Annotated in this window: 22 protein-coding genes; 11 read left to right on the forward strand and 11 right to left on the reverse strand. The window is 55.8% G+C overall.

The window, feature by feature from the left end; genetic code table 11:
• Nucleotides 1–3: 3 nt before the first annotated feature.
• On the reverse strand, nt 4–1,113 hold the full coding sequence (locus VHE34_RS06610) for a DUF1624 domain-containing protein (protein WP_325585935.1): 1,110 nt from the start codon (nt 1,111–1,113) through the stop codon (nt 4–6).
• 199 nt (nt 1,114–1,312) lie between these two features.
• On the opposite strand from VHE34_RS06610, the gene VHE34_RS06615 reads away from it, so the two are divergent.
• Together VHE34_RS06615 and VHE34_RS06620 are read left to right on the forward strand one after the other, a co-directional pair.
• A complete protein-coding gene (locus tag VHE34_RS06615; RefSeq protein WP_325585937.1) occupies nt 1,313–2,344 on the forward strand; it encodes a sensor histidine kinase in 1,032 nt (343 codons plus the stop codon).
• Nucleotides 2,341–3,042 (forward strand): LytTR family DNA-binding domain-containing protein, encoded by a 702-nt coding sequence (locus VHE34_RS06620; protein ID WP_325585939.1) that lies wholly within the window; start codon nt 2,341–2,343, stop codon nt 3,040–3,042. Before VHE34_RS06615 ends, VHE34_RS06620 begins: the two co-directional genes overlap by 4 nt.
• A gap of 131 nt (nt 3,043–3,173) precedes the next feature.
• On the opposite strand, the gene VHE34_RS06625 is transcribed toward VHE34_RS06620, so the two are convergent.
• Entirely contained in the window at nt 3,174–4,220 is a 1,047-nt protein-coding gene (locus tag VHE34_RS06625; RefSeq protein WP_325585942.1) for an aldo/keto reductase, read from the reverse strand.
• 64 nt (nt 4,221–4,284) lie between these two features.
• On the opposite strand from VHE34_RS06625, the gene VHE34_RS06630 reads away from it, so the two are divergent.
• Both VHE34_RS06630 and VHE34_RS06635 read left to right on the forward strand, forming a co-directional pair.
• Nucleotides 4,285–4,800 (forward strand): hypothetical protein, encoded by a 516-nt coding sequence (locus tag VHE34_RS06630; protein ID WP_325585944.1) that lies wholly within the window; start codon nt 4,285–4,287, stop codon nt 4,798–4,800.
• A gap of 32 nt (nt 4,801–4,832) precedes the next feature.
• Nucleotides 4,833–5,798: a hypothetical protein gene (locus tag VHE34_RS06635; protein ID WP_325585946.1), complete on the forward strand. Its 966-nt coding sequence runs from the start codon at nt 4,833–4,835 to the stop codon at nt 5,796–5,798.
• Here the strand turns inward: VHE34_RS06635 and VHE34_RS06640 are convergent.
• From VHE34_RS06640 to VHE34_RS06655, 4 genes are all read right to left on the reverse strand, one after another.
• Nucleotides 5,795–6,499, reverse strand: coding sequence for a hypothetical protein (locus VHE34_RS06640; RefSeq protein WP_325585948.1), 705 nt, complete (start codon nt 6,497–6,499; stop codon nt 5,795–5,797). The genes VHE34_RS06635 and VHE34_RS06640 overlap by 4 nt on opposite strands.
• 18 nt (nt 6,500–6,517) lie before the next feature.
• Nucleotides 6,518–7,468 (reverse strand): relaxase/mobilization nuclease domain-containing protein, encoded by a 951-nt coding sequence (locus VHE34_RS06645; RefSeq protein ID WP_325585950.1) that lies wholly within the window; start codon nt 7,466–7,468, stop codon nt 6,518–6,520.
• Nucleotides 7,458–7,799, reverse strand: coding sequence for a plasmid mobilization protein (locus VHE34_RS06650; protein WP_325585952.1), 342 nt, complete (start codon nt 7,797–7,799; stop codon nt 7,458–7,460). The genes VHE34_RS06645 and VHE34_RS06650 overlap by 11 nt, the downstream gene beginning before the upstream one ends.
• Nucleotides 7,800–7,926: 127 nt before the next feature.
• Nucleotides 7,927–8,703: an NUDIX hydrolase gene (locus tag VHE34_RS06655; protein ID WP_325585954.1), complete on the reverse strand. Its 777-nt coding sequence runs from the start codon at nt 8,701–8,703 to the stop codon at nt 7,927–7,929.
• An 80-nt stretch (nt 8,704–8,783) separates the two neighbouring features.
• Here VHE34_RS06655 and VHE34_RS06660 point away from each other — a divergent pair, with 80 nt between their 5' ends.
• The 3 genes from VHE34_RS06660 to VHE34_RS06670 all read left to right on the forward strand — a co-directional run bounded on the left by VHE34_RS06660 (nt 8,784) and on the right by VHE34_RS06670 (nt 11,479).
• Nucleotides 8,784–9,797 carry a sugar phosphate isomerase/epimerase family protein gene (locus tag VHE34_RS06660; RefSeq protein ID WP_325585956.1) on the forward strand — a complete coding sequence of 338 codons (1,014 nt, stop codon included), beginning with the start codon at nt 8,784–8,786 and terminating at the stop codon, nt 9,795–9,797.
• Between the two features lie 114 nt (nt 9,798–9,911).
• Nucleotides 9,912–10,796, forward strand: a complete 885-nt coding sequence (locus VHE34_RS06665) for a methyltransferase domain-containing protein (RefSeq protein WP_325585960.1) — start codon at nt 9,912–9,914, stop codon at nt 10,794–10,796.
• A 233-nt stretch (nt 10,797–11,029) separates the two neighbouring features.
• Nucleotides 11,030–11,479: a DoxX family protein gene (locus VHE34_RS06670; RefSeq protein ID WP_325585962.1), complete on the forward strand. Its 450-nt coding sequence runs from the start codon at nt 11,030–11,032 to the stop codon at nt 11,477–11,479.
• Between the two features lie 106 nt (nt 11,480–11,585).
• Here the strand turns inward: VHE34_RS06670 and VHE34_RS06675 are convergent, their stop codons facing one another.
• Complete coding sequence (locus tag VHE34_RS06675) at nt 11,586–12,455, reverse strand: glutamate--tRNA ligase family protein (RefSeq protein WP_325585964.1); 870 nt, start codon at nt 12,453–12,455, stop codon at nt 11,586–11,588.
• A gap of 82 nt (nt 12,456–12,537) precedes the next feature.
• On the opposite strand from VHE34_RS06675, the gene VHE34_RS06680 reads away from it, so the two are divergent.
• Nucleotides 12,538–12,831, forward strand: a complete 294-nt coding sequence (locus tag VHE34_RS06680) for a hypothetical protein (RefSeq protein WP_325585966.1) — start codon at nt 12,538–12,540, stop codon at nt 12,829–12,831.
• A 64-nt stretch (nt 12,832–12,895) separates the two neighbouring features.
• On the opposite strand, the gene VHE34_RS06685 is transcribed toward VHE34_RS06680, so the two are convergent.
• From VHE34_RS06685 to VHE34_RS06700, 4 genes are all read right to left on the reverse strand, one after another.
• Nucleotides 12,896–15,295 carry a serine hydrolase gene (locus tag VHE34_RS06685; RefSeq protein WP_325585968.1) on the reverse strand — a complete coding sequence of 800 codons (2,400 nt, stop codon included), beginning with the start codon at nt 15,293–15,295 and terminating at the stop codon, nt 12,896–12,898.
• Nucleotides 15,296–15,365: 70 nt separating this feature from the next.
• On the reverse strand, nt 15,366–17,837 hold the full coding sequence (locus VHE34_RS06690; RefSeq protein WP_325585970.1) for a gliding motility-associated C-terminal domain-containing protein: 2,472 nt from the start codon (nt 17,835–17,837) through the stop codon (nt 15,366–15,368).
• 123 nt (nt 17,838–17,960) lie between these two features.
• Nucleotides 17,961–18,734, reverse strand: a complete 774-nt coding sequence (locus tag VHE34_RS06695; protein WP_325585972.1) for an NUDIX hydrolase — start codon at nt 18,732–18,734, stop codon at nt 17,961–17,963.
• Nucleotides 18,735–18,749: 15 nt separating this feature from the next.
• Nucleotides 18,750–19,421, reverse strand: coding sequence for a phosphohydrolase (locus tag VHE34_RS06700; protein ID WP_325585974.1), 672 nt, complete (start codon nt 19,419–19,421; stop codon nt 18,750–18,752).
• Between the two features lie 43 nt (nt 19,422–19,464).
• Here VHE34_RS06700 and VHE34_RS06705 point away from each other — a divergent pair, with 43 nt between their 5' ends.
• The 3 genes from VHE34_RS06705 (at nt 19,465) to VHE34_RS06715 (ending at nt 24,949) form a co-directional block, all read left to right on the forward strand.
• Entirely contained in the window at nt 19,465–20,022 is a 558-nt protein-coding gene (locus VHE34_RS06705; protein WP_325585978.1) for a hypothetical protein, read from the forward strand.
• 254 nt (nt 20,023–20,276) lie between these two features.
• On the forward strand, nt 20,277–23,279 hold the full coding sequence (locus tag VHE34_RS06710) for a SusC/RagA family TonB-linked outer membrane protein (protein WP_325585980.1): 3,003 nt from the start codon (nt 20,277–20,279) through the stop codon (nt 23,277–23,279).
• Nucleotides 23,280–23,299: 20 nt separating this feature from the next.
• Nucleotides 23,300–24,949, forward strand: a complete 1,650-nt coding sequence (locus VHE34_RS06715; RefSeq protein ID WP_325585982.1) for a RagB/SusD family nutrient uptake outer membrane protein — start codon at nt 23,300–23,302, stop codon at nt 24,947–24,949.
• The last annotated feature ends 10 nt before the right edge of the window (nt 24,950–24,959 follow it).

Consider the following 24,959-nt stretch of genomic DNA (forward strand, 5'->3'; position numbering starts at 1 on the left):
CGATCAAAGATATCTCAACCATCTCTTTTCCGGATGCCCGGCCTTATACCGTCCATACCACCGGCAGGCGAAATACAACAGCACCTCCACAACAAAGAACACCCCATACAACAACGGCAAATGCCAGCGAAGCCCCTCGGGCAGTCCACAAAAAGGCGCCGTCCGATAGTGACCCTGTAAGGAATCTCCCACCCGGATAAAATTCACCAGCAGTGCCGCCGAATGGATCACAAGAATATGCAGGATATAATAGAACAATGGCGCCCGTCCGAACACGGACAAGACCTCCGCAAACCATCCCCGGGCCCGTTCCGCATAAGGCGTCAGCACGATCAATGGCCCAAGGGTCATCAACAGGTACAGTTGGGAAGGCGGATATTTTTGCTGGCCCAGCAGCCGCACGAAGTACGGCTGTCCCCCATCCCGATGCAAAGAAGCCACGATGGTGCCGATAACAAAGAACAACCCGATCGCCACGCCGCCGATCCACCAACAAAGCCTGTCCCGCCGCCCGGGCTCCATCCGTAGCAAAGCCCCAAAACCATAACCCGCCATCATCACCCCGATCCATGGGACGAGCACATACAGCACATTGATCCCCAAAGGCGCATCCTCGCTCACCGGGTAAAGAAAGTTCCACCAGGTCCAGCCGGCCGGAACGAGCCCGAATACAGGATGCACCGCCATCACCACCAATCCTGCCACCCAGATCGCACGAAAGGGCAACCGGATAATCACAGCCAGCAGCACCATACACCAGCCCAGCATCCAGATCACACCGGCCAGCATAAACTCAGTAAGACGGAGATTGAAGGCCCAAAAGATGCGTAGAACGGTCAGCTCCAATATCACGAGCCAAAGCCCCCGCGCCAACAAGAACCGCGAAAGAGCCCCCCGATCCCCCAGCTTCTGTCCATACAGGTAAGCCGAGGTCCCCGCAAAAAAAACAAATCCGGATACACAAAAATGGGTCACCCACCGGGTAAAAAAGACAGCGGGATCAGGACCTCCGGCAGGGATGCCGGAATAGACCCTGACATGGTCGATGGCCATCAGGACCATCACCGCCCCCCGGAGGAGGTCGATGCTACGAATTCGAGTTAGGGCGCTCATAGTCTGAATATACCAAAGGCCCATCAGGCAAAAAAAGTTATTTGATCATCCCCTGATGAACCGGGCCATCCGGCACGTATTTCGTGATATCGTGCAGAAAAGACCCCAAATCCAGCAACAAACACCCGTAAGCAACCCAAGCCGGCCGCCCGCAGGCAATAAAATATGCGGCCGAAAACCTTAGCTTTGAAAAAAAAGGATGACCAGTATCAAGGGGGTGATATCGTACATTTTCCAGCGCCGCTATCTTTTCCACCTGCTCGTCTGGGTAATGTATGCCCTGCTCATGCTCATCGACATGCAGGGTTACATCCGTAAACGCGGCTGGCTGTTCATCTTCAACCCCTTCCTCATCTCCTTCCTGCTGATGATCGTCCTGGTATATGGCAACACCCTCCTGCTTATCCCCCGGTTCCTCGAACGAAAGAAGTACCTGCCCTACGCCATCGGCATCCTGCTTCTCATGACCCTGAACACGCTGGCGCGCAGCCGAAGTCAGCTCCATTTCGACGCCGTCGTCTGGCCTAACGACCCCATGAACATCGAAGATTATTTTAAATGGAACGTCTTTTACTCACTCTGGTTCATCGTCATTTCCTCGATGCTGTACTATGCCCAGCGCTGGGCCGAACAACGCGAACAGGTTCGGAACATCCAGATCACCCAGCTCCAGACCGAACTGAAATATCTTCGCGCCCAGCTCAACCCGCATTTCTTATTCAACGGCCTCAATACCATCTATGGCACCATCGACCTCCGGAACAGCCAGGCCCGCAATATGGTGGTGCAGTTCTCCGATCTTTTAAGGTATAATCTCTATGAAGCCGAAACAGACCAGGTCGAACTCCAGCAGGAAGTAGCCTATCTCCAAAATTACGTGGCCTTGCAACGGGCACGCAGTGACGCTAATCTCTCGATCCAGCTCCAGACGGCCGTCAGCAATGGCAACCTTGCCATCGCCCCACTGCTCTTCGTAGCTTTCGTAGAGAACGCATTTAAATATACTAGCCGCGATGACCGGCAGACGAACAACGTCCGGATCACCCTGAGCGAGACCGCCGGCAAACTCATCTTCACCTGCACCAATTCCTATGATACCGCACCCGGACAGTCGGGCATCGGCCTGGCCAACGTTCGCCGCCGCCTCGAGCTGCTCTACCCCGGACGCCACACCCTGGACATCAGCCGGCAAGAGGGCATCTATTCCGTCACGCTAACCCTCCATTTATGAAAAAGCTCAACTGCATCATCGTCGATGACGAACCTGTAGCCCGTAAGGTGCTGTATGAATTTGCCGGTCAGCTACCCTTCGTCACCGTCGCCGGCCAGTTCGAGAACACGGCCCGCGCAGAGCTCTACCTCGAAACAGCCCCGGTCCATCTGATCCTTCTCGACATCGAAATGCCCAAGGTCTCCGGCCTCGATTGGCTGAAAAGCCTGAAGGCCAAACCGATGGTCATCCTCTGTACCGCCTTTCCGAAATATGCACTCGAAGGATATGAACTGGACATCATCGACTACCTGCTCAAGCCCGTCGCCTTCGACCGCTTCCTCAAAGCCCTTCAAAAGGCCCGCGATTTTGCCGAGCTGAAACAACACCGCCACACAGATTTTATTTTCGTCCGTTGCGAAAAGCGCATCGAAAAACTGGAGCTAAAGGACATCAACTACATCGAAAGCCTCGGGAACTATGTCCGCATCCATCTCCCCGGCCGCCAGCTCCTGGCCTACCTGACACTAAAAAGCATCGAAAGCCAGCTGCCCGCAACAAGCTTTATCAAGGTCCACCAGTCCTATCTCATCAACTTCTCAAAAATAACGGCCATGGAAGGCAACCAGGTCCTCATCCAGGATCAATACCTCCCGGTAAGCCGCAATTACCGCGAGCCGCTGATGCGGATCATCGAAGAACGAATGCTAAAGCGATAGCCGTTTATCTAACCGGTAATCAACAACAAACAACGTCCGCAAAAAATGTAACCCCCCATGGCAACTTGCCGGGCTTTCCCTCCTGCCAACACGGCCATCACCATCCAGGACAATTCGGCTTATAAAACAACCTACCAACGCGGATACAACTCCGGTGCCGTATTCAGCATGGGAAACTGCCGCTGATGCCAGTAAGGATATGCCGGCAATACCTCACTCACCGTATCGAGTCGCTTCACCTGATCAATAGTAAGATTCCAACCCACAGCCCCAAGGTTCTGCTTCAACTGCTCTTCGTTACGGGCGCCGATGATGATATTGGCAACGGTGGGCCGCTGCAACAGCCAGTTCAACGCCACCTGCGCAACACTCTTACCCGTCTCCTGGCTTAATTCGTCCAATATGTCCACGATCCGGTATAACCGCTCGTCATCAGCATCCACCCCCAGCACCGGGTTCCCTCCCTGCGCCACCCGCGCATCGGCCGGCATCGGCTTGCCCCGGCGGTATTTCCCGCTCAGCTTGCCGCTCGACAGCGGGCTCCAGACGATGGTCGCCACATCCTGGTCGATCGCCAGCGGCATCAGTTCCCATTCAAAGTCCCGGTGAAGGAGGGAATAATAGGCCTGATGGGCCACATATTTCGACCAGCCGTACCGCTCCGAGATCGATAGGGATTTCATCAGGTGCCAGCCCGAGAAGTTCGAACAGGCAATATATCGCACCTTCCCGCTCTGCACCAACGTCTCCAACGCTCTCAACACTTCTTCCATGGGCGTGTTCGCGTCAAAGCCGTGCATATGATAGATATCGATATGGTCTACCCCCAGCCGCTTCAGACTGTCCTCGCAGGCCTGAAGCAGGAAAAGCCGCGACGATCCATAATTGTTCACTCCATCTCCCATTGGAAAGGTGGCCTTCGACGAGACCAGCACCTGGTTGTGCCGCCCCTTGATCGCCTTCCCCAGTATCTCCTCCGCGGCCCCGCCACTGTACACATTCGCCGTGTCGAAAAGATTCACCCCCGCCTCCAGGCAAACATCCACCAGCCGCGTGGCCTCCTTTACGTCCGTACTACCCCAGGCCTTGAAAAATTCATTACCCCCACCAAACGTACCCGTCCCAAAGCTTAATACCGGCACCCGGATCCCCGAATGCCCCAGTCTTCTGTATTCCATAAAATATATTTTTCACAAATTTACCGATTCGCGTGACAATGTCCTATCTTCCCAAAAGCCCGCCATGGATACTCATTTTTATCTTAGCGCCTTCGAGTCCGCCATCGCCAAATACCGCGGTCAGCAACCCCGCGAACAGCCTCCCCACGACCCCGGCCTCCTCTATTTCGCCGGCACCGTCCTCGGCTCCATCGCCCTCAAAGTCTATAAACCGGAATGGGCAAGCGATCCCCAAAATCCGCTCACCTCGCCCGGCCGCATATTCTTCTCCGTTTGGGTCGCCGATAAACCCGTTCAACAAAACCGGCTCCTCTACAATATCCACGCACTCAAGCTCCGTCAATTCAAAACCCACCACATCGCCAGCCGCGATTTCGCCATGCAGTTCAGGACAAAATTCCAGCCCCATGCCCACGAATGGCCCAACCTCAGCCTCGACTACGGCCCCTTGACTCTCTTGCAGGGCTGGACGAAGCTCGACCCCGCAACTCTCGAAAAAGAGGCAATGCAATTGATCCGTCAATTCCACACCATCAGCCCGCTGATCGATCAGACACTTCGATCATTCAGGACCCGATAAAAATGCTTATCTTAGAAGCAAACCTTATCCCGATGGACCTCCGTCTCTTCCACCCTACCGACAACCCGACGATCAAGTACAAAGGCCTCGATTACCACAACTCCCGGACCGGACTTTTTGCCTGCCGCATCCTCGAATGGATCGGTTGGTACACGTCCGACGCCAAACACCGTCTCCTGGGTCACTATCGCCTATACCAGATCTATAAACGCCGTCGCGGCAACTCCCCCTCCGCCCTCCCCCCCGTCCAGGGATACATCCTCCAGTACCGTTCCTCGTATGGAATAAAGTACTATTGGTATCTGCTCATTTCCCGCCTACCATCCATGTTTTATCCCGATCCCCAAATGGAAATGTATTGGATCAACAAGATCATCATCTATCAACGCTCAGACGTCCTCGTCGAATTCCTAACCAACGCCGACATCGACTTCGAAAAAGCATTCAAAAAAGCTCTTCAACAGATCAACGACCCGGATTTCATTACGGCGTCCCCCGCCACCAAAAGCCCAAAAGCCAACGTCACCGTCAACCTCGAACAACACAACTCCTTCACCCACGCCCACAACGAGCTCAACATCCACCCGATCGTCGAAAAACAAACCCAGCTCAAAGAAATAATCATCAAAGAACAGGTGGCAAAAGACCTTTCCGGAAAAGAGAAAGGCGTCTTCGCGAAAAGACAGGTGCTCATCCTGCTCGACCTCCTCGCCCGTGAAGGCAGCATCGACAAACTTCCCCTGGACAAACCCGCCAAGACCGAATCCTTTGCCAGATTTCTCATGGCCCTCACCGGCAAAGGCATCGACACCTGGCTCGAAACACTGCAGAACTACCGCAGTAAGGACCTCTACGCCTTCCATACTGAAGCCGAACGAAAAAATCTGCTCAACACCCTCGAGACCCTCGCCACCATCACCCGCAATGCGGGCTTCCGAAAACTCGCCGGGATCGTCGATAAAAAGATCGTCCAGATCGAACGACAGCCCCTCCTTTAGTTCCCACCGCCCCGGAAACCCACCTTTTTCTTCTGGCCTTGCAACTCACGGATCCGGTTATTCGTCTCCCGCTCCTGGATCACCCGCTCCATAAGCTCCACCCGCCGCTCCTCCTCGGCCACCACATCCTTGCGGAACCCATCCGCATCCCGCTGCCAGTTTCGCTGTAACGTATCCAGCACCTTCGTGACAACCGAGTCCTCGGACAACCTCGCCGCCCGCCAAACCCAATCATGCTCTTCATAATCCGCCTCCCGGTGCGCGGAATAGACCAGTGCCCCCGCCTCCGAAACCGCAATCAACACAACCGCAATTAACACCCAGAACGCCCGGCCGAGATGATGACGATAATGAACCTCCTTTCGCTTCGGCTGGTTAAAAAATTCCGTAAACTCCCTCATTTGCCGTCTCATCTCGGCAAGACCGATAACCAGTCCCGACGCCGGCGTCCCTACCTGCTCCCACAAGCCCGCGACATCACGTCTCATCTTTCCAACTTCTTTCTGAACCTCGGACACCTGCACAGTCAGCCCCTTATCCATCGATCCCACCTGCTCCTCCAATTTGTCCATCCGCTGTCCCCATCCCGCCGTCAGTTCTTCCTGCCCCGGAAGCTGGCGGATCTGATCCTGTGTTTCGTGTATCGCCTTACCGTTATCCACGACCTTGTCGATCAATACCTTCAACAATTCTTCTGCCATAAAATAAAATATTTGAATTTACAATCTTAATCCTCTACTCATCCGCTGGGTCAGGTGCCGTTCTTCGTCTTCCAATGCGCCCGACCGCAGCTGGAACGCCCGCTCCTGTCGCAATTCTTCCTGCCGCTTCATTTCCACCACCCGTTCCTCCTCCTTCGCTCGCAAAGAAGGATCTCGCATCAGCCGCAACCGCTCATCAAGCGCTCTTCCTTCAAACAGCTCCGGCTGCTGTCGCAATGCCTCCTGCAGATCCAACGTCCGCTCGAGCCCTTTAAGCGAATACTCTTTATCCACCCGGCTCCCCTTGAAGCTGCAATTTTCTGTTCTAAAACTGATGCCCTGTCTCTCCCCACTCTCCGCATACCGGTAACGCACTGCAATACCCTTTTGCATTAGTTCCTTCTCCAGGTCTTCCAACTCCCGGCACCGCGGCAACACCTCCCGGATCGCCTCATAGATCCGGTACCGCTTGGCATCCGGCTCGTGCAATGCCTCCCGGTGGGTCCGGTCAAGCCGTTTCCCTCCGTCGGGCGTCAATCCATATTCATCAGTTAGTTCACGCGCCGCCTTGATCCCCCGCTCGATGATCAACCCCTTTCCCGTCGGCTGCCCGTCGTTATCAACCCGGTTGGCAAGAACGTGAACATGCAAATGTTCCGTATCGGTATGCTTTACAAGCGCATATTGCGTATTCTCCATCCCGATCTTCTCGAGGTATCGCCTTCCCAGCTCCACTAACCGCTTGTCATCCACTTTTTCTCCCATCGGAAAACTCAGCACGGAATGATAGACCGGCTTCTCTTTCTCCGGCATCAACGCATGCTGCCATTGGAAATCGGCCGCCATAAGCTTCACGTCATGCGCGCGAACCCCCTCCGCCGCCAGCACCTGCGCTCGCGTAAGGTCCTCGCAGAGATACGAACAGGTCTCTCCAAACCCCTTGGCCGTAATAAAAGTCTTAGCGATCATGACATAACGTATTGATAATGGAATCCATTACTCCCCTGTGCGACACAAACAGCAACGCCGCTTGTGTCGCCCCCTCCCGTTCCGCTACCTCCACCATCCGATGAATATCCCCAGCCATCCCGATCAATTGCTTTACCATCCCCCGTTCCTCCTCCGTCCATTTCATCTTTACCTGGGCATTCACCGCCGCCTGCCGCATATAGTCGGAAATATTTACCCCCGCCTTCGCCGCCTTCTGCTGGATCACGAAATATTGCACCTTCGTTACAAAGAACCCGACAAACTTCTCCTGCTTTCGCTCCTTCGGCGGCCTTCCCTTTAGCTTCGCCATATTTTTTTAACCGGAAATAACAAAAAAAAGACGCCGGCCAAAAGGCCGGACGTCCGGAAAAGATAATCGCTTATGTCTCAACGTAACAACTAGTCCTGACCACACATATAACCTATGCAGTAACCCGTTAACTCAACACCAACCCCTCCCTCAACGCATTATCATAACACGCCTTATCGAACATATAAAGATAAGGCGACCGGTGCGCCCCGATGCTCCGCTTCTCGCTCGTTTTCTTCAACAACCCAAGCCCGATCAGCTTCTTCGGAAAATTGCTGATGTCCAGCTTCTTCCCAAGCAGCGTTTCGTACAAGGAATGGATCTCCGCCAGCGTGAAGGTCGGGGGCAGCATATTGTACCCGATCGGGTAATGATACAGCTGCACCCGCATCGTATGCAACGCCTCCTTCACCATCTCGTCATGATCGAACTCCAGCGGCGGGATCTCATGGATATCAAACCACGCACACGCATCGGCAAGGATGTCCGGTTGCGGGACCGTGGATGAAAAATCCGTTATCGCATAAAAACCGACCGAGATCGTCTGGTCGAGCAGCCAATTGTCCCGCGCGACCCGAATCCCCGTCGCAGCAAACCACTTCTCCTCGTCAAACTCATCCAACTTCACCCGGTTCGGATCGCCAAACGTCTTGAACTGCTGCAGGAACAGCCCGTCGATCCCCGTCCGCTCCTTCACATTCCGGTTAGCCGCCTCCACCAGGTTCTCCGTCCGCTTGATATATCCACCCGGCAGACACCACCCATTCAGTACCTTGTGTTTCATCAGCAATACTTTCAATTGCCGCTCATGATAACCGAAGATCGCACAGTCGATCGACACATGGGGTATATAATGTTTGTATCCATGTAAGACGAACTCCTTTATTTCCTGCTCCCTGTCCATTGCTCAAAATTAATTTTATTTAGTCGATTTTACTAAATAATAAAACCTTTCCCCTATCTTCATTTCGTAAACTTTACAATATGAAAAAGAATAGACGAAACTTCCTGCGCCGGGCCGCTCTCGGCGCCGCCGGCCTCACCCTCTCCTCTTCCCTGCCCCAATTCTTGCAGGCCGCCGCAAACAAACCACGCACTAACACCCCCACACCCCTCTTCTTCAAACTCGCCGTCTCCCAATTCTCCTTCGCCAGCCAGTTTTGGACCCAACAGCTCAAACCCCTCGACTTCCCCGCAAAATCAAAAGAGCTCGGCATCCCCGGCCTCGACTATTGCTCCATGTTCTTCGCCGACAAAGCAAATGACCAAACCTTCCTCAACGAATTAAAGAAACGCTCCGCCGATGCCGGTTGTTACAACCTCCGCATCATGGTCGACGGCGAAGGCGTCCTCGGCGATCTCAATAACACCATCCGCTCAAAAGCCATCGAAAACCATTATAAATGGATCGACGCCGCCTCGACCCTCGGATGCCCCATGATCCGCGTCAACGTCGAAGGCGAGGGTAAGCCCGAAGACGTTGCTACCGCCGCCGTTGACAGCCTCGGCCGCCTCATCGAGTATGGCCGTAAAAGCAACGTCGACGTCATCGTCGAGAACCATGTCGGCATCTCCTGCAACGCCGCCTGGCTGGCCGGCGTCATGAAACAGGTCAACAGCCCCCACTGCGGCACCCTCGCCGACTTCGGTAACTTCTGCGTCAACCGCACAAAACCCGAGACCATGGACATCGCCGGGTACATGAAGACAAAATGCCTCGAAGAATACGATCGCTACAAAGGCATCACCGAACTCATGCCCTATGCAAAAGGCGTCCACGCCAAAACCCATCTCTTCAACCCCGACGGCACCGACCAGGAGACCGACTTCAACCGCATGTTCAAAATAATAAAAGACTCCGGTTTCTCCGGCTGGGTCAGCATCGAATATGAAGGCGGCCTCTTTAAAATGTATACGAAAGACAGCAAATACCTCGACGACTACGCCGGCACCACCGCCACAAAGCAGCTCGTAGAAGCCGCCGGCAGCAAAGCATAGGTGCCTTACCCTCGCGTCACACCATTGGGAAGGCGTACCCGCAGAAGTGCGCAAACAGTACGGCCTCTGACCCCGCCCCGCGAGCCGAGCCCCAAAAATCCGTACCTTGAGCGCATGAACCCGCGCGTCAAATCGCTTTTACAAAAATTAAATATCTATCACCCCCTCCAAAGCCGTTACCGCTCCATCCGCACCCGCCTCACAAATCAATATTATAAGCTCACTTATCGCCGCTACAAAGGCACAGGTTTCACCTGTAATTTCTGCGGCGCCATCTACCAAAAATTCGTCCCCGATCATCCGGGCCCCGACATCGCCCCGGCGCTCAACAACAACCACGTCATCGCCGGCTTCGGCGATAACGTCTACTGCCCGCAATGCGGAAGCAAAAACCGCGAGCGCCTCATAAAAGCCGTCATCGAAAGGTATGTCGCAGTAAAGCGCGTCGAAGCAAAGCCCGGCACCCAAAAAATCCTCCATTTCTCACCCGAAAAGAACCTCTTTCGCTGGCTAAGCAACACCGCAGCAAAAGCCCCGCCCGCAGCCGGCGCCAACATCACCACCGTCGACACCGCCCCACGCTTTTACACCTCCATCGATCCCCACATCCGCTACGCCGACGCCACCCGCCTCCCCTTCGACGACAACAGCTTCGATCTCCTCATCGCCAACCATATCCTCGAACACATCCCCGACGATCAACAGGCAATGCGCGAGATGCATCGGGTCCTCACGCCAAACGGCGTCGCCATCCTCCAGGTCCCCTACTCCCAAACCCTGCGCAACACCCTCGAAGAACCCGCCATCAACGACCCCAAACGCCAGGCCGCACTCTTCGGCCAGCGCGACCACGTCCGCATCTACGCTTTCGACGACTATCTCCGCCGCCTCAAAGCCGCCGGCTTCACCGTCCGCGTCCTCACCCCCGAAGACCTCGCCAAATTCCGCATCTTCGCCACCCAACCCACCGAATCGGTCTTCCTGTGTTACAAATACTAGCTTCCTTGCTTTTTTGAATCTGGGAGCGACTTAAACTCGAAAGGGAACACCGCAACCCAAAAGGCTGCAGCAACTAAACGAGATCGCGAACCAACAAATAAGATCTCTTTTGAATAATAATACGATCAAAAAACTACCCAAACAGAAGACAGATTCTGGCCTACCCCCTTTCTCCCATCTGGCCCATAAAACCCATCCCAAAATCCGCGAAATTCGCATAAACAAAATAACCCATGCTCCCCTCCATCGCCCAACTCTACCTCCGCCTCTCCATCGGCTCCGCATTCACCTGGTTCGGTCTTGACCGCATCGGCGCCTGGGGCCCCTTCGGCAAACCCTATATCAGCTGGGGCGACTGGGCCCATTTCACCAAATACGCCCATCAGCTGATGTTCTTTCTACCCTATGGCCTCGCCGAGATCTTTGCCGTCATCGCCACCATCGCCGAAATATCCTGCGGCATCCTGCTGATCCTCGGCCTCTTCACCCGATCGGCCGCCTACGCCAGCTTCGGCCTCGCTCTCAGCTTCGCTATCTGTATGTCGCTCGCCAACGGCATCACCTCTCCCCTCGGCTATTCCGTCTTCACCGTCAGCGCCGCCAGCCTCCTGCTCGCAGCGCAACCCGGCTACCGCTGGAGCCTGGACAACCTCAGATCGAAAAGATCGGCCCTCACCGCATAGTCCACATAACAGGTCGATCATCCACCATCTCATCGCAAAAGCAACGGCCGGCGTCGCGGGCCCCGGCGCCATCGCCACGCCCGCCGCCCCGAATTGTACAAGGATATCATTGGACAGGTCCATACCCCCGGGCAAAAAGTAGTGTCGCTAGCTGGTACCAGTCCGGAACCGGCTCCTCCCATTCCACAGACCGCGCAATAAGCGAGAAGATATCGGTAGGCGAAGCCCCCTGCCGTCGTAGGTATTGTATCGACGTCGAACCCGCCGACTTGGATAATTTTTCTCCGTTCTCTGCCAGCAAGGCATGATGAAAGAAGGCCGTCGTCTTGAACGCTGCCGCCTCCGTCATTCCCGCCACCAGCAGCACATCCGCGAGGTACAGCTGCGCCAGCGTCGAAGGGAGCAGATCCTCTCCCCTGGCGATAAGGTCTACCCCAAAATGAATGTCATCCATCACCGATGTCAATTGGTACGCCGGGAACCCGTTCTTCTTCCGCACCACAAAGTCCCGCATCTCCACCGGCAGATCACGTCCTTCGGTCCGTAAACGCCAATTCACGTCCGGTCCGTCCAGTGAAAGTCCCTTCTCCCTGCAGGTCCCCGGATATCCCCCATCTCCACTCGCATTCGCCAGCTGCGCCCGGCTACACGAACAGGCATACACCATCCCACTGGCTCGCAACACCCCCAATGCCCGGGTATACAGCTCCATCCTGCGCACCTGCGACCAGTTTTGCTCAAAGTCGCCGGTATCCACGGGACCCTCATCCCAGGGGATGTCAAGAAACCGCAACGTCTCGAAGATATCTTCCAGGAAAGCCGGTTCCACCCGGTCCCGGTCCAGGTCATCCACCCGCAACAGAACGGACGCACCGGTATCCCTGGCCATCGATGCCGTCAACGAAAACGAAAGCACATTGCCGATATGCAGAAACCCACTGGGCGTGGGCGCTATTCTCGTCTTTCTAAAATTCATCCACAGCGAATCTACAAAATTTCATTTTGTTTATCTTAGAGCCTATGAAACACCTGCTTGTCCTGGCCGCCTCCATGATTGCGTGAGGCGCCAGCCCCATGCCGCCTGGCCGGTGACCGATTTCCACAGCCATCCCTACGCGAAGTCTGACGCAGAGATCGATCAATGGGTAAAGACGATGGATTCGGCAGGCATCGCACGCACCGTGATCCTCACCTACTCTGCCGGGACGCGCTTCGATTCCATCGTCGACCGCTACAGCCGCTATCCCGGCCGGTTTCTCTTCTTTTGCGGATTCGACTACACCGGGTTCGGCACTCGACAACTATCACTGGGCCCTGTATGGCCTGGACTTGCCAAAGGAAGTATTGCATAAACTCTACCAGTCCAACGCCGAAAAGATATTGCATCAAAATTAGCCACCCCGGCGACACACCAATTCATCGCCCGCTAAGCCTGAGATGATACTCCTGCACCTTCGGCGAATGCTCCGGCGTCAGCGTGAACCGCACCTCGAGATTCCCCTTCTCGCCCTCCAGCAAAAACCATCCCCGCAACCCGTTCTCCGCATGCATCTCACCCACCCGGGTGATCTTCCCGACCCGCGCATATAAACCCTCCGCATCCTTCCGCAGCGAATCCACAAAATAATCCTGCCAGAAATTCACCGCAAAGATGCCGCTCTCCCGCGCACGGGTAAAGTCCGGCAACAAGGCAGCCAGCTCCTTCTGCCGCTGCACAAGGATAGCCGATGCCGGAACCTCGCGCGGCTTCAGATGCGCCAACGTGACAAGCGTATCCAAAACCCGGGCATTGATGGTCGCCGTCGAAGCATAGGTCAAATTCGCAAAGCAGATCACCCCAACTCCATAATCCGGCAGGATCATCCAGTTGCTTCCAAAACCCGGCAACCCGCCCGTATGACCCACCATCGTTTGTCCCTTGCAGTCTTTCGACCAACGCAGGCCATAACCATACATCGACACCACCGGGCAGACATCCGATCCATTATAGCTGTACGAGGAGTTCAGGTTGTTGAACATCCAGGGCTGCTGCATCTCCCGCCTGGAGCTCCGCTTCAAAACGCTTTCATCGCCGCCGCTCCTCGAAGGCCAGGCGGCCAGTTGCCAGGCGGCGTACCGCCCGAAGTCGTCCATCGTCGTGATCAGCCCGCCCATCGCACCATAGGCGCCGTCATGCAGCATCGGCTGCTCCACCCACTGCCCGTTCAACCACCGGTACCCATGCGCCAGCTTGTCCGCCGGCGCCGCCGTATACTCCCAGTACGTGTGCGACATACCCAACGGCTTCAACACATGGTCGGTGATATATTGCTCATAAGGCATGCCGCTCAATTTGGTGACGATATGCCCCAACAAAGTAAACCCAAGATTGCTGTATTCATAATACATCGAAGGGCTGTTCGAGAAAGAGATACCCTCCCGCACCAGCGCCATCAGTTGCTCGTCCGTAGCCTCCAGCTGGCGATCCCCCCAGGGATTGTCTTCAGGAAACCCGGCGGAATGTGTCAAGAGATTCCGTATAGTCATCTCCGGCGCATCCGATGCCGGTCCATGTTGTCCTTTCAGCTCGGGGATATACATCGAAGCCGGATCATCCAACCGCAACTTTCCCGCGTCCCGCAGTTGGAGTATCGCCACCGTCGTAAAGCTCTTGCTCATCGATGCGATCCGGAAGTCGGAAGCAGCCCCGGCCGGGATCTTTTTCTCTACGTTACAAAAGCCCACCGCATTGCTGTACACCAGTTCGCCTCCGGCCACAATACCATACACCATCCCCGGAAAATGATTCCGATCCGCAAAGGCCCGGTACATCCTGTTCACCACAGGGATCGCCGCCGACAGATCAGGCCCCCGCCAGGACCCCGCCGATATGCCGGCACCCCGCGCTCCCCCCGCCGAAAGACCAGCCCCCCGGCCCGCAGCCCCGCCGGAACCCATCACATGATCATAGATGATCCTCGACACACTCGCCAGCACATCATTCGCCACAACCTCGTCCTCAACCCCCTTCGACAACAACACCACCACATATTTCCGCCCATCCGGCAAAAAGACGATCCCCGAATCATGACACACCCCCGTGATCCATCCACTCTTACTGGCCACCACCACATCCATCGGCAATCGCCCGCCAATGGATTCCTTGAAATGCTGATCCTTCAGGATCGCGATCATCGCCGAACAGGACGCGGAATCCACCACCCGCCCTGAACCAAGCGCATCGAACAACAGCATCAGGTCATACGCCGTCGTCGTATTGTTCATTCCCTTTTCAAAGGCCCTGTTATCCTCTACGCCACGCAACACCCGGATGTCTTTGGCCCCCATCTCCCGCATCGTGGCCATGACCCGCGGCGCCCCGACCCGCTCGATGACAAGGTTGGTAGCCAGGTTACTGCTCTCCGTGATCATCTTATAAAGCAACTGCCTCATCGGCAGCTTCTGTCCCGCAAGTCCATAAAGCCCCTTCTCGCTGTCGCTGGCCGAATCGAGGATATACCGGCTGCTGTCGGCAATGCTGACAAAATCAAGATGGATCAACACCGGCTCATCGAGCGATAGCTGGTGCTCCGCGGCGAGCTTAAAAGCCTCGATAAGCACCGGGGTCTTCATCGTGCTGGCCGCATGAAAGCTTTCGTGTTCGTTGATGAAAAAAGAAACGCCGGTGGACAGATCGCGAAAGGCAACCGCAAACCGCGCCTGCGGCTGTTGTGCAAACACGGTCAGTATCTCCCGGCGCATCCCGGCCGTATCGGCGCCATAACTGATCCGCGGAAGAAAAGCAAGCAGGGACAGGCCAAAATAAATGTTTCTCATGCAGGGGAGTTGTGGCCCAAAAGATACCGAATTTTGAGACGCAGACCGCGTCCAGTCCGAAGGACGATCATCAGCGCACCAGCACCATTACCCCCTTATGGAAAACCACATGGTTGCTGTAGCTGATCCCCTGAACCACCCACACATAGCCCCCCGACGGCAAGGGCTGGCCATTCAACCGGCCATCCCATCCTTGCCCGATCTGCGAGGTACTGAACACCAGCTGCCCCCACCGGTTATACACCCGGAAGTACTGTAGCCGCGAGATGCCCACGGCGATCGGCCGGAAGATATTGTTCGTCGGCCCCCCCGGAGTAAAGGCATTCGGCACAAAGATATCCGGCCCCGTCTTGAACACCTTCACCAGCACCTCCGCCGTTCCCTGGCAACCATACGCCTTGGAAGTGGCCGTCACCAGGTAACGCACCGAATCGGTTTCGGCGGTATAGATTCCGATTGGATTGGCAATATCGGGGTTGTCGAGCCCGATCGACGGCGTCCAGGTGAAATCATCCCCAAGCGCCGCCGTATCGTTGGACGACGCATTCAGCTGCAACGGCTGATTGATCACCACCGAAGTATCCTTCCCCGGATTGACGAGAATAGGCATATACACCCGAACATGGAAAGTATCCTTCCGCGGATTGGGACATCCCGCATTCTCCACATTCAGGACATAGTTGGTGGTCGACAGGGGACTGGCCGTCGCCTGCAGACTCGTCGGCAGCGAAGGGACCGTTCCATCCCCCTGGCCGCTGAGCGTATTGGCATTGGTCCAGCTATAGTTCGTTCCCATGGTGATCTTCGCATTCAGCGTGGCCTTGGTGTTATAACAGATGAGGGTATCCGCCGGGTCGATCGTCGCTTGCGGAAAAGCGACCGGCACAATATCTATCGCCGCCGGCCCGCTGATCTTGGGTGGACATACGCCGCTCTGCACGATCACCTGGTAAAAGGTATTTTGATTCAGGCTGGAAGGTATCTCATACGCGCTGTCCGTATCAGGCGGGGCAAAATCCGTCCAGTTCGTTCCATCCGGCGAGGACCGCCAGTTCACCGGCACCCCCACCTGTCCCGTCAGCCTCAGCAACGCATCCTTATCCTGGTTCAGACAGAACTGGAAATTACTGGGGCTAAGCGCGCCGCCTACCGTTTGCGGATCGACGAGGATCTTCGCCGCCGCCGCCGTATCGATCGTACACGACTCCCCATTCTGCACCACCGCCACAAAGCTCGTGGTAGAGGTCAGGCTGACGGCGTTGTAGGTCGGCGTCGTATCGCTGATCGTCGTGTAGTTCCTTCCATCCGTGGTCGAGAGCCAGTTCAGGACGCTGCCCCGGTTGCCGGTCAGCACCAGGCTCGCGTTGTCCCCCGAACATATCTCCGCATCCTTATTCACCGTTCCCGCGATCGTCGGGGGCACCATGGTGACATTGAGGCTCGTATTGAGCAATGCGCAGCTGTTCTGCTCCGACACGGAGATCGTGCCCGTGTGAGTGGGGTTGTCTACCACCTGCACCTTGAGGAGGTTGCTGTCGGAACCCGCCATGATCGTCCAACCGCTGGGTACCTGCCAGCTATAATTCGCCCCCGTCAGGGCCGGGATCGAATAGGTCAGCGTATTGCCGATACAGGCCGACTGGGGACCGCTGATCTGCAACCCGCCGCAGGTATTGCGAAGAGCGATATACGAATAAGCAAAGTGTCCGCCCGGCACGCAGTTGTCCGTCTCGAACGTCAGCACGACCTGCTGCCCGCGGAATTTCCCGAGATCGAAGGTCACCTCCGTCCAGTCCTTGTACCATACATCATAAAGATGTTGCCCCGCTCCGGCGCCCTGCCCGTTCGGATTGGCATTGGGCGAGGCCCTGGAGCTCCATTTGAACCCCTGGCTCTTGGCAAGCGCGGAATCCAGCGTGGCCCGCTGATTCTGTGGCGTCGCATCGTTGAAGGTCGGCAGGAAATAGCGCGGCGAAGCACACTGCACCACGCTGTCCCCGATGGTCAGGGTGGCCTCAAAAAGGGGTTGGTCGTTGGAATTATGCGTACCGTTCTCCAGCACCATCGCATACGCATAGGTCATGGTGTAGGGCACATTCGGCGGACCGGCCGGTACCGTGAACCGGTACGACACACCCCGCACATATCCGCCGGCCGTACTCGAATTACTGGCCCGGGTAATCGCCGTACTCCCCAGCAGGATAGTGTTGGTATATTTATAACCATTGATCGTCGGAATGGTCTGAAAACCCCCGAACAGGTCCTTTGTGGAGGTTGAAAGTATCTGGATACCCGCCGTCGAAGGAAGATTGTACTCGTAAATAGTCGTCGCCCCCAACGTTCCCGTAGGAGGGGTGACGCTGGAATCATAGGTTTGCTTGATCGCACCCGGCCCGTTGCCCGATCCATTGTTCCCCGTATACGCCTGCCAATGAGTGAGATCCCCAAACGAATAGTTACTGTTCAACGGACATACCTGTGACTGCGCCGAGCCGGAAAAACAAACGATAAGCAGACAAAAAACAGGTAAAAGAGTTTTCATGACTTATTAAAAATACCATCTCCCAGTATGATTACGAAGGATTTCCCCTTTGAGTTTACTCGATCCGGGGTTATTTTTACGATAGGAAGACCACCCGCTTCGACGGGTCGCGTAAAGGCTTGATTACCATCCTCCCTGCAAACCCAGCTTGAGGGCTTTCTGATATTTTCGCAGATCGAAACTATACAGGTAGGGGGCCTTATGGGCCACTCCCGTCCGCTTTTCGTCGAGACTCCGCAGGATGCCATAGGAAAATATCTTCCGTTGGAAATTCCGGCGGTCCAGTGACTTGCCAAGGATCGCCTCATACAGCTTTTGCAGCTCCGGCAGGGTGAACTTGCGCGGAAGAAGATTATAGCCCACCGGCTGGTAGTTCAACTGCGATTGCAGCGTGTTCAACGCCGCTTCCAGGATCCGGTCATGATCCAGGATCAACGGTCCCCGCTCGTCCAGGTTATGCCAGTCACAGGTATCCGACAGGAAGTCCGGGCGGGGAACTACACAAGAGAACTCCACCAACGCATAGAACCCCACGCTGATGAATCGCTGCGCAAACCACTTTGCCCTACCCGCGTCGATGCCGATCTTCCGCAGATCATCGGCACGGTGATCCGGATCGCTCCGCAGCGGATCGCTGAAGACACAGAATTGCTGCAGGAACACGTTCTCCACCCCCGTCCGCTCTTTCAACGTTCGGATCGCCGCCTCTTCCAGGGTCTCACACTTCATGACAAAGCCACCCGGCAAGGCACGACGGTCCTCATGCTTCATCTTCAGCAAAAGGATCTTCAGCTGGCCCGCATGGAATCCAAAGACCACGCAGTCCAGCGAGATATGCGCCAGGTAATCCCGGTCCGCCCTTTCCAACCACTCTTCGAGGGTCTCATCTTGCATCATCGTCCCTCAAAATAATTAAAAAAAATCACCCCGTATCTCCTCTTCCATTTTTTGTGCAAAGGCCCGGAGCCACTCCGCATTCCTCTCCGCCATCCGCCTTCCCGCCACCGTATTCATCGTCGCCGGCAGCTTCAGCAGCTTTACCTGGAAATGATCCAGGGCATACCGCCGGTCGTCAGGCGCCCGCTTCAATGCCAGCGGATCATCCGAATCGAACAGTTGCTGGTTCAGCTGCCCCGATATATAAAATGTCCGTGCCGCCCCGATTGCCCCCAACGACTCCATCCGGTCCGCATCCTGCAGGATCTTCGCCTCCGGCGTCTCCGCCGCTACACGCGCCGACCAGCTATGAGCATGTATCGCATGCCGGACCCCCTCTACCTTGTCCGCCGGGAAATCACCAAACACCCCCGTCAGTAGCTCCACCGCCCGCTCCGCACTAAGCCGCGACGACTCGCCGCGCTGCGGATGGTTCTTCGGATAGGATACCCAATCGTGAAAATAAGCCGCCGCCAGCAGCACCAGCTCATCGGCCACGCCGCCTTCTTCCTGGTTGATCCTTCGGGCTGCTCTCCACACCCGCTGAAAATGCCCCAGATCGTGCGAACCGTCTTTTACATCTCCATGGTTTCGGATATAGTCGGCAAACCGCATTTCCCATCCTGACAAAAGATTTTCATTGTCCATTCATTCGTATTTTTAGGCTCACAAAAGAATAGGGGCAAAGATCATGAGGCTGCAGGAAACTTCCATCTTTTTTCAAAAGAACCGCTATCGGCACTTCTATTGCTGCCAATATCTCCCCCTTGGCTCCGGCATCGATACGGTCTCCCGCAGCCTGCTCAAATTCAAACGCGGCGCCCAGCCCGACCTTGACAATTGGATCGACCGCACCCTCCGCGGCTTCCGCGAAACCCCGGTCACCCTGCCCCCCGATACCGTCATCATCCGCGCCCTCCGGCACAAAGAGACCCGCCCCGAGACGGATCCTCCCTCCTCCCTCGATCGTCTCGCCCAGGCCCTCTCCCATCAGCTCGGCGCCCCCTACCTCCCACACCTTTTATATAAGACCCGCCCAACCGCCGTCGCCCAAAGCCTCACCCGCCAACAACGCACCGCCGAACTCCAGAATGTCCACAAAATCCACCCAACCATGGACCTGACCTCGATCTTGCTCCTCGACGACATCCTCACCTCCGGCGCCACCATCCTCTCCATCCTCCAAACCCTAACCAATACATTCCCCACCTGCGCCATCACCATCTTCACCCTCGCCAAAACCCACTAGCCCTCCGCCACAAAGCCCCCCGGAACAAAGCCCGGTCGCCAGGCAATCAACCAATTGCGCGCACCGCTCCTCCAGCCATCGCAAACAACCCGAGCTAATACGATTTAGCGAAAAATCGCAGCCGCCAACGCAGCAAATCACGCAATAAGGCTGTCCACAACAAAGAACACCAACATTTTAGATCGTAAAAATAATTTTGTTAAGTAACCTTTAATTTTTTTACCTTCGATCAATAATTGCTAAACTTTTGCTTTATGACCATTCAACGACTGCTTGCTAGATTGGTAAGCTTTATGCTGCTTTGTGTAATTTTCACACAAACTGCTTTTTCCCAAACAAAAACAATTACAGGTAAGATTCTCGACGACAAAGGCGCACCCCTGCAGGGCGCAACCGTCACCGTGAAAGGAACCAAACAAGGCGCCTCCACCGGCGCCGACGGCAGCTTCACGATCAATGTCCCCCAAAGCGCCAACACCCTGACCATCTCCTCGGTAGGCTTCGCCAACCAGGACGTCTCCATCGCCAGCAGCACCACCGTTTCGGTCGCCCTCGTACCCACACAGGCCGCCCTCAACGAAGTGGTAGTCATTGGCTACGGCTCAGTCAGACGGAAAGACCTCACCGGTTCCGTCACAACCGTCACCTCCAAAGAATTCAACAAAGGGGTGATCACCTCTCCTGATCAGCTGATGGCCAACAAAGTATCCGGCCTTGAAGTGGTCAACAACAGCGGTCAGCCGGGTTCCGCAACCACCATTAAGATCCGCGGCAATAGCTCGATCTACGGCAACGGCAACCCGCTCTACGTGGTGGACGGTGTCCTGCTCGACGGTCGCAATGCCCGCCCGGGTGTCAATCTGGGTACCGGCGGTTTCGGTCAGACCCCCGATGCTAACCCCCTCATCTACATCAACCCCAATGACATCGCGGATATCACGATCCTCAAGGATGCCTCCTCAACGGCTATCTACGGCTCCCGCGGCGCCAACGGTGTAGTGGTGATCACGACGAAAAAGGCCACCTCCGGCCCCGCAAAGCTGGAAGCCAACATCTCAGAAGGCTGGAACGTAGGGTACATGAAGAAATACGACGTTCTCGACGCAAGCCAGTTCCGCTCCGCCCTTCACAAATACACGCTCGATACGCTCAGCTTATCGCTCGACCATGGCGGCAATGTAGACGCCCTCAAAGAGATCACCCAGCATAGCACGATCCAGAACTACGGCCTGGCAATGAGCGGCGGTAACGAGAACGGTAAATACCGCGCTTCGTTCCTCGCCTCCCGTACTCCCGGTTTTATCAAGTCCAACCAGCTGGATAAATACATCGGGACCTTCGCAGGTTCCTATAAATTCCTCGACCAACACCTCTCCATCGACTTCAGCCTCATCGCGGCTCATACGAACGAGAACGTTGTGCTGGTGTCCAATACAGCCGGATCACAAGGCAATCTGATCAGCTCGGCCCTGCAATGGAACCCGACCCAGGCATTCGCCGATGCCAACGGTCAGTACATCTATCCCTCCAACGGCTCGGGAAACCCCCTCGCTCTCATCCGCGGTTATAACGATCTGGCCAAAGTCAACACCTTCCTCGGCAGCATCTCCGCTACTTACCGGATCGTCAAAGGCCTCGAATACAAATTCCTCTACTCCAACAACACCAGCGCCGGCACCCGGGCCACCAACATCGATGGCTTCATGCAGGGTCTCAGCCCCATTACCGGTCAGGGCCTCGGCGTAAACTCCAATGCAGAACTGATCTCCCAGGTTACACAGAACCTCCTGACCTACCGCACCGATATCACCTCCGACCTGCACTTCGACGCGTTGGCCGGTTATGAGTACTGGAAATCCGATTACAACAACAGCAACTATTCCGCACTGGGCTTCAACTTTAACAATTCCCAGGCCAACCTGCTGAACATCAAGTACACCGACGTATTGCAGGACGGAAATGCACAAAACCTTCCCGGCGTCTTCAAGGATATCACCACCCAGGTGCAATCCTACTTCGCCCGCGTCAACTTCAACTGGTTTGATAAATATTACCTCACCGCCACCATCCGCGATGACGGTTCCAGCAAGTTCGGAGCGAACAACAAATACGGAACCTTTCCCTCCTTCGGCGCCATGTGGCACATTTCCAACGAAGATTTCATGAAGGACAGCAAGGTGTTCTCCAATCTCTCCCTCCGTGGGACATGGGGGATCACCGGCAGCCAGGACTTCCCCTCCGGCGCAGCTATCGACCAGTTCACCTTCAATTCTTACAACCACGCTACCCAGGCCAACGTCGGTAATCCCAACCTGAAATGGCAGCAGACCACCCAATGGGACCTCGGTCTTGACTTCGGTTTCCTCAACAACCGCATCTTCGGTAGCGTTGACTATTACAACAAGAATACCTCGCATATCCTCTTCCAGGGTACCGTTATCCAACCCGGCCCCGCCGCTACGGTATGGCTCAACCTCCCCGGTCACCTGATCAACAATGGGGTTGAAGTGACCCTGGGCGCCAATCTCGTTCACACAAGAGACCTCAGCTGGGATATAACGGGCAACTTCGCCTACAACCACAACACGGTTAAGAACTTCCTCACCTCCACGGGTCAGCCGTACGTGATCAACACCGGTCAGATCAACGGCCAGGGCGTTTCCGGTACCCTGGGCCAGATCATCACCAACAACCAACCTATCGATGAGTTCTTCCTGAAACCCTTCCAGGGCTTTGACCAGGGCGGCAACCAAAAGGTCGGCGCAAATCCCGCCTATGCCGGCAACCCGAACCCGACAACCCTGTTTGGTGTGTCTACAACGGTTAATTACAAGAAGTTCGGCCTTACCGTCAACGCGGGCGGTTCTGGCGGCTATGTCATCTACAACAACACCGCCACCTCCGTAACCAACATCTCCGGTATCGCCCAGGGCCGCAACATCGACCTCAAAGCATACAATTCCGCGGAGAAACCCAGCAGCGGCGTAGCTGCTTCGGCCCGTTTCCTCGAGTCAGGCAACTTCTTCAAGATGCGCAACGTTACTCTTTCGTACTCGGTGGGTAATGTCGGATCGTACGTAAAGAACCTGAACCTCTTCGTCAGCGGTACCAACCTCTTCGTCATCACCAAGTTCTCCGGTTTCGACCCCGAGGTGAACATCGACAAGAATCAGAACGGCTACCCCTCCAGATCCATCGAATACATTCCCTACCCGACCCCGAGAAGCATCACGGCCGGCCTTAACTTCACACTCTAAAAAATTAAAAAGTAAAACGTATGACAACGTTTAGATATAGCAAGATTTCCGCAGCAGCCCTGCTCCTACTCGGACTGGCCGCCTGTACCAAACTTCGCGAAGACTATAAGAGTTCATTCACCAACGCCCAGGTAACCGCCGGCCTCGGCTCAGCCGGGACCACCATCCTGCTGCAAGGCGCCTATTCCGACATTGCTACACCCTTCACCGGCCAGGACGAAGTGTTCTCCCTCGAAGAGTGCGTAGCCGATGAAGCCCTAGTCCCCACCCGCGGTGGTGACTGGGACGATAACGGCGTCTGGCGTGTCCTCCACAACCATACCTGGAACGCCGACCACGCCCAGGTCCTGCAGGTGTATAACAACCTGAATAAGCTCAACTTCGACGCCACCAACGTTCTCCAATTCGGGCCCACCGACGAACAGGCCGCCGAAGCCCGCTTTCTGCGCGCTTTCTCTCTGTACTACCTGCTCGACCTCTACAACCAGTTCCCCTTCCGCAACCCGGGTGACAACCTGCTCAATGCACCCAAGGTCTACACCGGGGACAGCGCCGTACAGTTCCTCATCAGTGAACTGACCGCGGTCATCCCCAAGCTCAGCAGCTCGAATGGCATGAGCCTGGCAAACCCCGATGCGGCCCGCGCCCTGCTCATGAAAGTTTATCTCAACCGCGGCGCCTTCAACAATCGCGCAAAACCCACCTTCGCAGACGCAGATATGCAACAGGTGGTTACGCTCGGCCAGCAGATCATGAGCAACACCAAATATTCGTACCAGACCAACTACTTCGACAACTTCACGGCTACCAACGGCAGCTCGACCGAAGGTATCTTCGCCTATCCCAACAGCTCCGGCGTCGCGGCGAACAACTCCGGCCCCCAGGCCCGCTGGATGATGACCTTTCACTACAACGAGTATGACGGCCAGGCTCCCAACGCCGGCTGGAACGGGTTCTCTACCATCAGCGACTTCTACAACGCCTTCTCCGTCGGCGGCACTACCAACTACACACTCGCCGATACGGCGATCGACACCCGCATCGGCCGCCGGACTACCTCCAATGTTCTATCGTACAAAACAGCAGGCATCCGCCCCGGCTTCCTCGTCGGCCAGCAATTCGACCAGAACGGCGTAGCCCTCAAGGACAGAAAGGGTAACCCCCTCTACTTCACGCCCGACATCGCTTCCAACATGATCGAGACCGGCTCCAACCTCGAAGTCACCGGTATTCGCGTCGCCAAATACGTACCCGACTTCACCAACGCCGCCGGTCAATATTACTCATCCAACTCCGGTAACTGGATCATGCTCATCCGTCTGTCCGACGTGGCCCTCATGGTCGCTGAGGCTAAGATGCGCCTGAGCACCCCTGACAATGTGGGAGCCCTCGCGATCATCAACGACCTGCGCACCCATAGAGGCGCATCCACCGTCACCTCCATGCCCCTGGTTAACACCGCCAACGTGGAAGATCCGAATACCCTGCTCGCAGAACGCGGCCGCGAACTCTACTGGGAATCTGTCAGAAGGACCGACCTCATCCGCTTCGGGGTCTTCAACAACCTCTGGCAGTACAAACCGTCCGACGACCCGAAATACCTCGTGTTCCCCGTACCGAACCAGGCGCTTGCAGTCAATCCCAACCTGAAACAAAACCCGGGATATTAACAGTAAAGAT

Origin of the sequence: Puia sp. (assembly GCF_035546395.1) — a bacterium.
Taxonomy (GTDB): Bacteria; Bacteroidota; Bacteroidia; order Chitinophagales; family Chitinophagaceae; genus Puia.